The sequence below is a fragment of the Deltaproteobacteria bacterium genome, from assembly GCA_016177765.1.
In the GTDB taxonomy this organism is placed as follows: domain Bacteria; phylum UBA10199; class UBA10199; order JACPAL01; family JACOUP01; genus JACOUP01.
On the sequence record JACOUP010000008.1, the window covers coordinates 279,568 to 291,954 of the forward strand.

The 12,387-nt window shown below is 53.8% G+C and carries 12 protein-coding genes; 6 read left to right on the forward strand and 6 right to left on the reverse strand.

Going from position 1 to position 12,387, the window contains the following annotated elements; translation table 11 throughout:
• Positions 1-23: 23 nt before the first annotated feature.
• Genes mfd through HYS22_03785 form a run of 6 tightly spaced genes read left to right on the forward strand, consistent with a single transcriptional unit; the run spans position 24 to position 8,018 of the window.
• On the forward strand, positions 24-3,335 hold the full coding sequence (gene mfd, locus HYS22_03760) for a transcription-repair coupling factor (protein MBI1909264.1): 3,312 nt from the start codon (positions 24-26) through the stop codon (positions 3,333-3,335).
• An 11-nt stretch (positions 3,336-3,346) separates the two neighbouring features.
• Positions 3,347-4,213 (forward strand): peptidylprolyl isomerase, encoded by an 867-nt coding sequence (locus HYS22_03765; protein ID MBI1909265.1) that lies wholly within the window; start codon positions 3,347-3,349, stop codon positions 4,211-4,213.
• Positions 4,210-4,785: a SurA N-terminal domain-containing protein gene (locus HYS22_03770; GenBank protein ID MBI1909266.1), complete on the forward strand. Its 576-nt coding sequence runs from the start codon at positions 4,210-4,212 to the stop codon at positions 4,783-4,785. The genes HYS22_03765 and HYS22_03770 overlap by 4 nt, the downstream gene beginning before the upstream one ends.
• A complete protein-coding gene (gene pdxA / locus HYS22_03775; protein MBI1909267.1) occupies positions 4,782-5,666 on the forward strand; it encodes a 4-hydroxythreonine-4-phosphate dehydrogenase PdxA in 885 nt (294 codons plus the stop codon). Before HYS22_03770 ends, pdxA begins: the two co-directional genes overlap by 4 nt.
• A complete protein-coding gene (locus HYS22_03780) occupies positions 5,656-7,080 on the forward strand; it encodes a phosphoglucomutase/phosphomannomutase family protein (protein ID MBI1909268.1) in 1,425 nt (474 codons plus the stop codon). The genes pdxA and HYS22_03780 overlap by 11 nt, the downstream gene beginning before the upstream one ends.
• A gap of 50 nt (positions 7,081-7,130) precedes the next feature.
• Positions 7,131-8,018: a hypothetical protein gene (locus tag HYS22_03785; protein ID MBI1909269.1), complete on the forward strand. Its 888-nt coding sequence runs from the start codon at positions 7,131-7,133 to the stop codon at positions 8,016-8,018.
• Positions 8,019-8,021: 3 nt separating this feature from the next.
• On the opposite strand, the gene hemH is transcribed toward HYS22_03785, so the two are convergent.
• The 6 genes from hemH to HYS22_03815 are packed head-to-tail and all read right to left on the reverse strand — an operon-like array spanning position 8,022 to position 12,268.
• Positions 8,022-8,963: a ferrochelatase gene (gene hemH / locus HYS22_03790; GenBank protein MBI1909270.1), complete on the reverse strand. Its 942-nt coding sequence runs from the start codon at positions 8,961-8,963 to the stop codon at positions 8,022-8,024.
• Positions 8,960-9,418, reverse strand: coding sequence for a CopD family protein (locus HYS22_03795; protein MBI1909271.1), 459 nt, complete (start codon positions 9,416-9,418; stop codon positions 8,960-8,962). The genes hemH and HYS22_03795 overlap by 4 nt, the downstream gene beginning before the upstream one ends.
• A 1-nt stretch (position 9,419) precedes the next feature.
• Positions 9,420-10,802, reverse strand: coding sequence for an oxygen-independent coproporphyrinogen III oxidase (hemN, locus tag HYS22_03800; protein ID MBI1909272.1), 1,383 nt, complete (start codon positions 10,800-10,802; stop codon positions 9,420-9,422).
• Positions 10,802-11,839: a uroporphyrinogen decarboxylase gene (hemE, locus tag HYS22_03805; GenBank protein ID MBI1909273.1), complete on the reverse strand. Its 1,038-nt coding sequence runs from the start codon at positions 11,837-11,839 to the stop codon at positions 10,802-10,804. The genes hemN and hemE overlap by 1 nt, the downstream gene beginning before the upstream one ends.
• 43 nt (positions 11,840-11,882) lie before the next feature.
• On the reverse strand, positions 11,883-12,044 hold the full coding sequence (locus tag HYS22_03810) for a type II toxin-antitoxin system HicA family toxin (GenBank protein MBI1909274.1): 162 nt from the start codon (positions 12,042-12,044) through the stop codon (positions 11,883-11,885).
• The gene (locus tag HYS22_03815) at positions 12,041-12,268 is read right to left on the reverse strand and encodes a type II toxin-antitoxin system HicB family antitoxin (protein ID MBI1909275.1); all 228 of its coding nucleotides are present in this window, start codon (positions 12,266-12,268) and stop codon (positions 12,041-12,043) included. Before HYS22_03815 ends, HYS22_03810 begins: the two co-directional genes overlap by 4 nt.
• Positions 12,269-12,387 lie beyond the last annotated feature (119 nt).

Here is a 12,387-nt window from a genome sequence, read left to right on the forward strand (position 1 = left end):
CCCTACCTTATATAAGGGGCCGGTTGGATTTACACAATCCGTTCTGTCAGCTCTTTGAGGCGATACAAAACGGGAGGGACCCGGTCAAGATCACCGGGGTGGTCGGTGCGGGCAAGGGGTATCTGCTCGCACAACTGGTCCGTGAGGTGAAAAGGACAATCCTCTGGATCACCCCGAGCGGCAAAGAGGCCTCGTCGATTGAAAACGATTTGGGCTTCTTCCTCAACCCTCCCGGCAAGGGGGAGGTTTATCCTTTTCCGGCCCGTGACACCCTCCCCTACTTTGGGATCGCCCCTCACCCGGAACTGATGGCGGCCCGCCTCCGGGCCTTGCAGGCACTTCAAAAACGGGAAAATCTTGTCTTGATCGCCCCGATCACCGCCCTCCCGCTTTACCTGCCGCCGCGAGAATCGCTCCAGAAAAAACAGCTCTCCCTCAAAACGGGGGAAGAAACCCCGCGAGACCTCCTGATCGAAACGATGGCCGACTGGGGGTATGAACGGGAAACGCTCGTCACCCGCCGCGGGACCTTTGCCGTTCGCGGAGGGGTCGTGGACCTCTTCACCCCTCTGTATGATAACCCTGTCCGACTGGAGTTTTTTGGGGATCAGGTTGAATCGATCCGTCTCTTCGAAACCGAGTCCCAAAAATCGACGAGACCCTTGCCGGAAATCACTTTGGTTCCACCGAAGGAGGGACTCGTTGATGAGGAATCACTTTCAGAAAAGAGGTCCAGTTTCTTTGATTACCTCCCCGATGACCCTTTGGTGATCCTCGATGATCCGGAAAGGATCAATGATCACTTGAAGGAGTTTTGGGAAGACCTCAAGAGGGCTTATGAATCCTCCGAAAGAAAGGAAGGGACGCTTCTTCCCACCGAAATCGCCCTGACAGAAGAAGCCCTGGGACAACAGATCGCCCGGTTGAGGCCGGTTCCAATCGAGCCTCTGGAGATCCTGGACGAACGGTCTCAAACGATCTCGCTCGGGATGAGAGACAATAGCGACTTCAAAAACCGGATCCCTCACGATAGAAAGAGAGAACTGCCACTGGCCCCTCTTGCTAAAAAGTTCGGTGAACTCTCGCTCACCGAACGGGTCCTCTTCGTCGCCGGGACAGAGGCTCAAGGAAAACGGTTCCGAGACCTGTTCACCCCCTACTTTCCCAACCTCTTCCCGATTGAACTGAAGAGTGGCGAGCTCTCGGGGGGATTCCAGTTTCCGGCAGAAAAACTGGTCCTCATCACCGAAGAGGAGATCTTTGGTTCCAAGATCAAAAAGCCGACCGAGAAACCCTCCTCTGATTTCTTTTCCTCATTCGCTGAACTGAAAGAAGGAGCGCCGATCGTCCATCGGGATCATGGGATCGGTCTTTATAAGGGGCTCACCCCGATGAAGATTGCCGGTATCGCCGGTGACTTTCTCATCATTGAATACGACAAGGGGGACAAACTTTACCTCCCGGTCTACCGGCTCAGTCAGGTTCAACGGTATGTCTCGGGTGACGGCCCGCCGCCGAGGCTCGACACCTTGGGGAGTAAATCGTGGGCCAAGACAAAGGAGAAGGCGAAAAAAGCGATCCAGGCGATCGCCGGGGAGCTCCTCAATACCCACGCCGCCCGTTCGGTCGGCAAGGGGTTTGCCTTCTCCCCTCCTGACGAGTTGTACGAGGCGTTTGAGGCGAGCTTCCCTTTTGAAGAGACACCGGACCAGCTCCGGGCAATTCAGGAGGTCCTCTCCGACATGGAAAACGAAAAACCGATGGACCGCCTGATTCTGGGAGACGTCGGCTATGGCAAGACAGAGGTCGCGATGCGGGCCGCCTTCAAGGCAGTGCAGGACTCTAAACAGGTCGCAATCCTGGTCCCCACAACGGTCTTGGCCTTCCAGCATTGGGAAAACTTTAAGGAGCGTTTTAAGGAGTACCCGGTACAGATTGAAATGATCTCCCGTTTCCGGTCTCCTCAGGAACAGAAAAAGATCCTGCAAGAAACCGCTGAGGGAAAGATCGACATCCTGATCGGCACACACCGCCTGCTTCAACCGGATGTCTCGTTTAAAAATCTGGCCCTGCTGGTGATCGATGAAGAACACCGTTTTGGGGTCGCCGCGAAGGAAAGGTTGAAGAAGCTCAAAAAAGATATTGATCTCCTTTCTCTTTCAGCCACACCGATCCCAAGAACCCTTTACATGTCGATGGTGGGAATACGGCCGATCAGCATCATCGAAACGCCGCCGGTCGACCGGCTCGCCATCCGGACCTTCGTCGCCCCCTTCAGCGAGGCGATCATCAAGGAGGCGTTGCTCCGGGAACTCCGGAGAAAGGGGCAGGTTTTCTTCGTCCACAACCGGATCCAGTCCATTGAGACGGTTCGCAAGAGAATCTCCCACCTTTTACCGGAGGTCCGGATTGAGATCGCCCATGGGGAGATGGATGAGGAAAAACTGGAAGAGGCGATGCTCCGCTTTTCCCACCACGAATTTGATATCCTCCTTTGCACCACCATCATCGAATCGGGAATTGATATCCCGAATGCCAATACCATTTTGATGGACCATGCGGACCGCCTCGGTCTGGCGCAAATCTACCAGCTTCGCGGACGGGTCGGACGGGGGGCCCACCGGGCTTATTGCTACCTCTTGCTCCCGGAGGCGGAAGAGTTAACGCCCGAGGCGCGAAAGAGGCTCAAGATCCTCCAAAAATTTTCTGAGCTCGGTTCCGGCTTCCGGATGGCCTCGTACGATCTGGAGATCCGCGGCGCCGGGAATCTCTTCGGGACGGCCCAGTCAGGCCAGATGGCGGCGCTGGGATATGATCTCTACACCGAACTCCTCGAAAAGGCGGTGCAGGAAATAAAGGGGGAACAGGTTTTAGAAGAAATCGATCCCGAAATGCATTTCCCGATCCCGGCCTTTCTTCCTGATGATTACATCCCTGACCCCCCGCTCCGTCTCGACCTCTACCGGAGACTTTCGAGTGCCGGTGATGAAGGGGAGATTTCGACGATTGCCGATGAGATGGCTGATCGCTTCGGGCGCCTTCCCCAAGAGGCAGAGTTCTTCCTGATGTTGAGTGAACTCAAGACCCTTGCCAAGAAACTAAGGATCAAGGAGATCCGATACGACAAGACCAAATTTGCCTTTTCTTTTGACCCAACCACCCCCCTTTCGCCAGAAAGACTCCTCCTGCTGATCCAAAAGGAACCCAAAAAGTATCAATTCAGGGCGATTCGCCCTGCCGAATCACAACTCTTCTACAGAAAACCACTGGATTCTCCTGCAGCCATCCTTCAAGAGGCCAAAAAATTCTTGAAGCAACTCCTGGCTACGTGTTAACGAAAGGGTCTATGTCTTTTTTTAAAAAATCTCTCTTGGCGCTGACTCTTCTCAGTTTATTTGGTTGTTCCCGGAATAAGGAAGGGCCGGCCCTTGCTGAAATCGGAGACCAAAAAATAACCCTCCCTGAATTTTTGCTGATTCAGGAGGAGTCCGGCGCCGAAACACAACCCTCTCTCAAAAAACAGCTCCTTCAGGCACTCATCGATGAAAAACTCCTGCTCGGCGAGGCCAAACGTCAAGGGGTCACGATCTCGAACAAGGAATGGAGTGAAAAATTAAAAGAGTCGGGACCCCGCTCCCCCAAAATTTCGCTTTCCCTCTGGCGTGAACGTCAAAGGGGGAAATTGATCCTTGCCAAATGGCTCTCCAAGGAGATAAGACCCAAACTCAGGATCTCGGAAGATGAGGTACAACGGGCCTTCCATGAACGCCGGTCCGAGTTAGCTGTTCCGGAACAGGTCAGGGCCCGGCAGATTACCGTCTCTTCCAGGGAAAAGGCGGAAAAGATCCTGGCCTTGATTAAAAAAGGAGAGAATTTTGTGGCGCTCGCCCAACAGTATTCGGAAAGCCCGGATCGTGACAAGGGGGGAGATCTCGGATTTTTTTCGCGCGGCTCTTTTCCAAAGGTATTTGAGGAGACCTGTTTCAAACTCCCTGTGGGAGAGGTCAGCCCCGTGATTCCTTCAGAGTATGGTTTTCATGTCTTTAAGGTCGTTGAGAAAAGACGGCCGCAACAGCCAACCTTGGAAGAAGCCAAGAAGGCAATCATTGAAAAACTTCTTGAGGAAAAGGAAAAAAAGTTGATGGAGCAACTCTTGGCCGACTTGAGGAAAAATGTGCCGGTGGTCCTGCATCCGGAGGCTGATTCGTTATGAAAGTGAGGTTTCTCTCCTTTTTATTGATCGTTCTAGGCACCCTTCCCTCCTTCCTCGTCCGAGCCGAGGTGGTGGACAAGGTTGTCGCCATCGTCGGGGACGAAATCATCACTTCGTCCGACGTTGATATTTTCTACAAGAACAACAAGGAAAAAAAGACCCGTGGCGAGATCCTGGAAGAATTGGTCGATGAAAAACTGATCCAGAACGAGATCAAAAGCCTTCAGATTGCGGTCAGTTCTGAAGAACTGTCACAGGCGATCGGCAGTATCCTGGCGCAGAACAAGACAACCCCTGAGGCACTCAAGACTGAACTGGCCAAGAAGGGGGTTTCCTATGAACAATACAAGAAGCAGATCAGCCAGAATGTCAAAAAAATGAAGTTTTTGGGACAGGTGATTTACCCGCGGATCAAGGTCTCCGAGGAAGAGGTTGAAAAATACCAGAAGGCCAACCCCCGCCTTACCAGCAATGAGGCCAAGATGAACCTCTATGAAAGACGCGGGCAGGACGAACTGAAAAGATACCTCCAGGAGATCCGCCAAAAGACCTACATTGATATTATCCAATGAAAAAACCACAGATCGGCATCACGATGGGGGACCCGAAGGGGATCGGGCCGGAGGTGGTTCAAAAGGCGCTTGCCTCACGGGAGATTCGAAAAATTTGTGAGCCGGTTCTTTTTGGTCCTTCTGAATTTTTTGACTGGAAGAAGACAAAAACCCTTTCCGATAAAGAATGCGGCCGGTTGTCTCACCTCTACATCCGGCAGGCGGTGCGGGCGGCGATGCAAAGGAAAATCGCGGCGATCGTCACCGGGCCGATCAGCAAGGCAAACCTGAACAAGGCCGGTTACCACTACCCCGGCCATACCGAGCTACTCGCCGAACTGACCGGGACCAAAAAAGTGGTGATGATGATGTCAGGACCTCAGTTGAAGGTAAGCCTCGTCACTATTCACGAACCATTGGCCAAAGTTCCGAAACTTTTAACAGAGAAAAATATTTTTGAGACAATCGAACTGACCAACAACTGGCTAAAAAAATACTTCGGGATCAAGAAACCAAAATTAGCCGTTGCCGGGTTGAACCCGCATGCCGGTGAGGGGGGGATCTTTGGCCCGGAAGAGAAAAAAATTATCCAGCCGGCAGTCCTCAAGGCGTGTCGCCAGAAAATAAACGTGGCCGGGCCGTTGTCGGCTGATTCCCTCTTTCATAAAGCGGCCAACGGCCGCTTTGATGCGGTGATTGCGATGTATCACGACCAGGGGTTGATCCCTCTAAAACTGTTGCACTTCGAGGAGGGGGTGAATATAATTCTGGGGCTTCCGATCATTCGGACCAGCCCGGACCACGGTACCGCCTTTGATATTGCCGGGCGGGGGATAGCCAGTCCGCAAAGTATGATTGCGGCAATCCGAATGGCGGTTGAAATGGTCCAACATGTCTATTAAATTTGGAACTGACGGCTGGCGCGGGATTATCGGGCGGGATTTTACCTTTGAAAATGTCGCCCGCGTCGCCCAGGCGTTCGCCGACCTTGTCCAGGAAAACAGGGTTTTCCCAAAACGGGCCGGCAACATCATCCTTGGGTATGACCGCCGGTTCCAGTCGCCGGAGTTCGCCAATACGATCGCCTCTGTCCTGACCGCGAACAGTCTCCTCGTAGAACGCTCCTCCTCCTTTTGCCCCACCCCTACCATCGCCTGGCTGACCAAAGACAAAAAGGGAACGGCCGGCGTCATAATCACGGCGAGCCACAATCCGGCTATCTGGAATGGGGTAAAATTCAAGGAGTCGTACGGCGGCGCCGCCTCCCCCGAGTCAACGATGGCGGTAGAGACAAAGATCGAAGAGAACGAAAAAAAGGGGAGGTCTCCTTCAATGCTTGATCTGGAAGAGGCCGGAAAAAAGAGGCTCCTCACCGGTTTTGACCCTGGCAACGACTATGTTACCGCCCTGCAACAGTTTGTGGCCCTTGAAAAGATCCAAAAAAGCCACTGGAAGATCGGCTTTGACCCCCTCTATGGGGCAGGGACCGGTTTTCTCTCCAAGGTATTGAAGCAAGACTTGGCCGAAATCCATCAGGAGGAAAATCCTTCCTTTGGCGGTTTGAATCCGGAACCGATCGAGAAAAATCTAAAAGAGTTGATCCAGACCGTCCGTGACAAAAAACTGGATGTCGGCCTGGCGACCGATGGCGATGCCGACCGGATTGGGGCGGTTGACGAAACCGGCCGGTTCGTCGACTCCCACCATATCTTCGCGCTGATCTTGAGGCACCTTGTTGAAGTCCGAGGCTGGAAGGGAGGTATCGTCAAAACGGTTTCAACGACAGGGATGATTGAACAGCTTTGCCGGAAATACCAGCTTCCGCTCCATGAAACCGCCATCGGTTTCAAACATATCTGCAAAAAATTCCTCGAGGTCGAAAAACCGCTGATGGGGGGAGAGGAATCAGGCGGGATCGCCATTTGCCAGCACCTCTATGAAAGAGACGGCCTGCTCTCCGGCCTTCTGCTCCTCGAGATCATGGCCCATCACGAAAGACGTCTTGGCGAACTGATCCGTGAACTTCATCAGGAGGTCGGACCCCACTTTTTTGAAAGAAACGATCTGCACTTAAGCGAGACAGAGGTCGAAAAGGTCCGGACAAAACTTCCCACAAAAAAGATCGAGACCCTGGCCGGCCAGAAGGTTGCCAACACCAATCAGGTGGACGGCTGTAAATACACACTGGCCAATGGAAGCTGGCTCCTGGTCCGTCCCTCCGGGACCGAACCGCTCCTCCGGCTCTACGCGGAGGCGGATGAACCGGAAAAGGTCAAAAAACTCCTCCAGGCGGCCCGCGAGATTTTGCCTATTTAACACCTCTTTTAATTCAGGTATACTATTCTTAAGATTAAAGGAGGTTCCTTATGGCTACCCCCCCTAGTTCCGGCCCCAAAGGCCCTGTCGCTCCAAAACCGCAACCGGTCTTGCTAGCCCAAGCGGATGATGAGAGCACCGTTATTCAGGGACGGCTCGAAGAGGCGATGGAGAAGGATGATATTCTCACCTTTTCTGAATGGGAGAGTTTGAAGGGATCCATCAAAGACAATTGGAGCAACGGGGGAAGAGAAGGGCTCAATCGGTTTCTCCAGGTTGCCGAGCGTCACCCAGGGTGGACCTTTGACCCTGCCGTCCTGGAGAAATTGAGAAAGGCCGACGGTTATGGTGTGGACATGAAGGCGGTGGAAGCTATTGCGAGACATGAAAGAAAGGGGCCTCCGGGGGCGGGAACTGCCAGGTCGGTATGGGGGTGTGCCGAGGAGAGAGCCCCCGATGCCGGCGATTGTGCACGACCGGCAGAAAGGGGCAAGGCTCCAACTCAAGTAACCGGGACTGATGGCGGGACACCGCTTGAGGAATCGGTCAATCTCCCGGCGCCGTTTGTCAGTGTCCTCGGCAAGAGGGCATTTGAGGAACAATTGGGAAAAATGGATAAAGCAAAACCTGTCGCCCTCTTCGTCTGGGCACGCCACTGTTCCCACTGCCAAGAACAGAAGCCGGCTATTACCGAGGCAGCCCGGGGATTGGCCGGAATGGTCCAGTTTATCGGGGTCGAATTCCCATTCCAGGCATTTCTGCACCCGGAAGTCTCCTTTCTGAAACCCAACGAATTTGTCGTCGGGGACTACAGAGTGGAAGGGTTCCCTTCCATCCTGATCCTGACCCATAACGGGAGCCGATGGGGACATGAAAAACTACCCTCTGAGGGGGGCCTCGCCCCCAATCTTCTGAAACGGTTCCCGGCGGCTGAATAACCACTATCTTACTAGATCACAAACCGTCTCCACCCAGCGGGGGTGGGTATTGAGGGAAGGGACTAAGATAACCTCCTCGCCGCCGGCGGCCAGGACCGCCTCGCGATTCCGGATCGCAATCTCTTCCAAGGTTTCCAGGCAATCGGCCACAAAGGAGGGGCAAAAGACTAAAAACCGTTTCTTCCCCTGCCGGACCAGATCCAGAAGGGTCCGATCGGTATACGGCCTGATCCAGGGGGTTCGCCCCAAACGGGACTGAAAGGTTACGCTGTAGCTCCCCTCGGCGAGGCCCAGTCGACGGGCTATCGCCCGGGCGGTAAAAAGGGCCTGCATCTGGTAAGGGTCCCCCTTGGCGATATGCCTCTCCGGGAGTCCATGAAAGCTAAAAAGGATATGATCGGGCCTTGCCTTTTCGACCAGAGGGCGGCCGATCTCCGCAAAACTATCGAGGAACCCTTCACAATCGTAGAATGGCGGCAAGATCTGGACCGGCGGGATCTGCCGGAGCCTTCCGGCAACCCGAAAAAACTCTTCAATCGCGGAACCGGTGGAAGAAGAGGCCTGCTGGGGAAAAAGCGGAAGGACCTTCAGGCAAGAAACCTTCTTCTCCATCAATTTCTTCAACCCGGATTCGATCGAAGGGGTGCCATACCGCATCCCTATTTCCACAACGTAATCCTCTCCCAGGTTTTCAGCAACCGCCTTCCGCAAGGCCTCGGTCCGGCACAACAAGGGGGAACCTTCAGCGGTCCAGACCTTCTGGTACTGCCGTGCCGATCGCGGGGATCGAAATGGTAAAATGAGAAAGCGGACCAGGCCAAACCGAAGGATCGGGTTAATATCAATCACCCGGGGGTCGGAAAGAAACTGTTTCAGGTAGCGCCGAACCGCCTTCGTTGTCGGCGCACTCGGTGTCCCCAGATTGACCAGCAAGATTCCTGTCATAACAGTGTGCCACTGAACAGTGTTCCACTGAACGGTTTCACAATCGCCAGAATCACCGTGAGAATCAGGATGACCGATGGCACCTCGTTAATAATCCGGCAGGCCGCCTCCGAGAGAAAATAATCCCCCTGCAGGAAACGCTTGTGGGTCATGCTCGCCATGAGCTGGTAGGTGATTAGAAAGATAACCAGTACCATCTTCAGGCGAAACCACCCCTGCGCCATAACGGCCGGGTTTTTCCAGATAAGCCAAAAACCGAAAAAAAGGACGAGAAATGAAGAGGGATGAATGACGATCGCCAACAGTTTCTTTTCCATGAGACCGAAGGAGGCAGCCATGCCCGGCTCCTGATGGTTTTTGACATGATAGACAAAGAGACGAAAGATGTAAAAGAGACCGGCAAACCAGGTCACCACAAAGATGATATGAAACGCCTTGATCCAGAGATAACCCATTTTACACCGTCCTTGAAAAAACAGGATTAAAGGCCTTCTGCTGGATTCCCAGCAGATAACGGTCAAAGACCATCGCCATGTTCCGGAGGAAAAGGAACCCCTCCCCTTCCACCTGGATGGCTTCCTCGTCGATCACCAGGAGACCATCGTCAGTAAAGGTCCTGAGGGCCGGGAGCTCCTCCGCAAAATAATCGCCGAACCGGAGGCCCCACTGGGACTCAAATTCCTTAAAAATAATTTTCCCCTGACACATGATCCGTCGGATCAGGTCGCGTCGGATTCGGTCATCCTGATTCAGCAGGGAACCACGGAAGGTCGCCAGCCGTTTATCCTCGTGAACAACCTTTGTATAAGGAATCAACTCTTTGTTGTTTTGAAAATAGTTGCCTCCTACATAAGAAATGGCGCTCATCCCAAAGCCGATCTGGTGGGCGTCAGCCCGCGTGGAATACCCCATGAAGTTCCGGTGGATCGTCCCCTCTTCCAGCGCACGGCAGAGTTCATCCTCCTCCAACGCAAAGTGATCCATCCCGATCAGGCGGTAACCGCTATTGGTCAAGGTTTGATACGCCTCTTCAAAGAGCGCGAGTTTCATCTCGGGCGGCGGGATGTCACTGTCTTTAAAGGAACGCTGGACCGGTCGGACCCAAGGGACATGGGCATAGCTGTAGACCGCCAGCCGGTCCGGACGGAGGCCAACCACCTGTGACAGCGTCTTTTGCCACCCCTCCATCGACTGACCTGGAAGGCCGTAGATCAGGTCAATGTTGAATGACTCGAACCCCAGTTTTCGAAGATAGGTCACCATCTCCGCCGTCATCTCATAGGTCTGATTCCGGTTGATCAGCTTTTGCACCTTGGGGTCCAGATCCTGCACACCGAGCGAGATCCGGTTAAACCCTAAATCCCTCAAGACATCACAAAAGGCCTGTGTGCTGGTGCGCGGGTGCATTTCAATCGCCACCTCCGCCCCCGGTGACAGCTGAAACCTCTTACGGACGACCTGAACCACCTGACTCAATTCCTCAGGCTGAAGGAAATTGGGACTCCCGCCACCAAAGTGGAACTGCGTCACCTCTCTCGCCCCCTCAGGGATCAAGGCGGTCACCCGTTCTACCTCTTCACACAAGAGATCAACATAATCCTTCGAACGATCATGCTTCTTCGTAATCAGTGTGAGACAGCCGCAGAAGTGGCAAAGGTTTTCGCAAAAGGGGATATGAAAGTAGAGTGACAAAGGTTCGCCCGATCTCAAACCGTTCAAACCTTTCTGATAATCATCCACCCCGACGGCAGTGGTCCAGGCTGGGACGGTCGGGTAACTGGTGTACCGCGGCCCCGGAACGTCGTATTTTTTTAACAGATCGGTCAAGTTTTGTTTCATCAAACCGTCCTCGGCCCAAATTTCTTCGCCGCGTCGATAAACGCCTGAGCATGCGCAACCGGGGCGTCCGGCCTGATCCCATGGCCAAGGTTAACGATATACCCCGGGCCTTGGCCCCACTCCCCGATCATTTTTTCAACCGCCGTCTCAATTTCTGAAACCGGTTTCAGAAGGACCGCCGGGTCCAGATTCCCTTGAATCGCCACCCTTCCTGCTGACAGCCGACGGGCCTCGGTCAAACTCATCTTCCAATCAATCCCCAAGACGTCGGCGCCACTGCCGACCATCCGTGAAAAAAGAGGTCCCCCTCCTTTAATATAGAGGATCGTCGGGAGTTTTTCGCCCCGAACCGCCTTGAGGATTTTTTGTTCGTACGGCAGTGCCAGGCGAGAGTACTCATCGGGAGAAAGCGAACCGGCCCAGGTATCGAACAACTGGATTGCATCCACCCCTGCCTCGACCTGACCGAGCAGGTAATCAATCGTCCCCTCCGTGACCTTTGCCATCAGCGCCTGAAATAAGAGCGGCTCTTCATCGGCCATCTTTTTCAACCTTTCACCATGATGGGCCCCTTCGCCACCCACCATGTAGGTCCCGACCGTAAACGGCGCCCCGGCAAAACCCAAGAGCGGAAAATTGGCGGGAATATTTTTTTTGATCAATCGAATCGTCTCCCCCACAAAACGACATCGGGTGAAAACCGACTTTTCAAGTCTCTTCAAGTCCTCTTCGGCGCGAAACGGCTCTTCAAAGGTGGGGCCTTCCCCCCGGACAAAATCGAGCTTCAGCCCCATCCCCTCCGGAACGATCAATATGTCGCTATAAAGGATGGCGGCATCGACCCCGAGCCGCCGGACCGGCTGGAGGGTAATCTCGCAGGCGACCAAAGGATTCTTCATCATCTGGAGGGTCGACTGTTTCTCCCGGATCGCCCGGTATTCCGGCAGGTACCGCCCCGCCTGCCGCATCATCCAGACCGGTGGCCGGTCCACCGGCTCCCGCCGACAGGCGTTCAAGAATCGTTCCTTGGGATTCATCGGAGTATCACTATCTCGACAGGAACCGGCAATCAACCAGGAATTATTCCCCCCACTCCAACCCCGCCTGTTTGAGAATGGCCTTCAACAAGCCGGGGCCAATGAAATGTTGGTGTGATCCTTTGGAACTATGCCAGACAAAGCCATGACTCTTCAGTAATTTTATAAGTTCTTTGGCCGTAATGCGGGGAAGACGAGGGCTCAAGCGGCAATCTCAATAACCGTATGAAAGGTCCTTTCCCGTGTGGGAACAAGTTCGCCCTGTCTTTTAAGGGCTTGAACATGGAGGGCAATCGCCTTTTTGGCGTTTTGCATCGCCTCTTCCACCGTCCTGCCTTGGGAAAAACAGCCCGGCAGGGCAGGAACAACCACATAATACCCTTTCCCATCCTCTTCCGGGATCACATCAATGGCAAACCGTAGCGACATGGCCAAAAGAATACCAGACGCCATCAGCCCTGACAACAAGATTTTTTCCTAGAATTTCGTTCGCAACCTCGAAGGGGAGAAGGCGATAATAGTGCGGGTTTAAAAAAACGCTTCTTGAA

Coding starts and splice junctions, on each gene's coding strand:
- HYS22_03765 (MBI1909265.1), top strand. CDS start 3,347: ATGTCTTTTTTTAAAAAATCTCTCTTGGCGCTGACTCTTCTCAGTTTA.
- HYS22_03785 (MBI1909269.1), top strand. CDS start 7,131: ATGGCTACCCCCCCTAGTTCCGGCCCCAAAGGCCCTGTCGCTCCAAAA.
- pdxA (MBI1909267.1), top strand. CDS start 4,782: ATGAAAAAACCACAGATCGGCATCACGATGGGGGACCCGAAGGGGATC.
- HYS22_03795 (MBI1909271.1), bottom strand. CDS start 9,418: ATGGGTTATCTCTGGATCAAGGCGTTTCATATCATCTTTGTGGTGACC.
- HYS22_03815 (MBI1909275.1), bottom strand. CDS start 12,268: ATGTCGCTACGGTTTGCCATTGATGTGATCCCGGAAGAGGATGGGAAA.
- hemN (MBI1909272.1), bottom strand. CDS start 10,802: ATGAAACAAAACTTGACCGATCTGTTAAAAAAATACGACGTTCCGGGG.
- hemH (MBI1909270.1), bottom strand. CDS start 8,963: ATGACAGGAATCTTGCTGGTCAATCTGGGGACACCGAGTGCGCCGACA.
- hemE (MBI1909273.1), bottom strand. CDS start 11,839: ATGAATCCCAAGGAACGATTCTTGAACGCCTGTCGGCGGGAGCCGGTG.
- HYS22_03770 (MBI1909266.1), top strand. CDS start 4,210: ATGAAAGTGAGGTTTCTCTCCTTTTTATTGATCGTTCTAGGCACCCTT.
- HYS22_03780 (MBI1909268.1), top strand. CDS start 5,656: ATGTCTATTAAATTTGGAACTGACGGCTGGCGCGGGATTATCGGGCGG.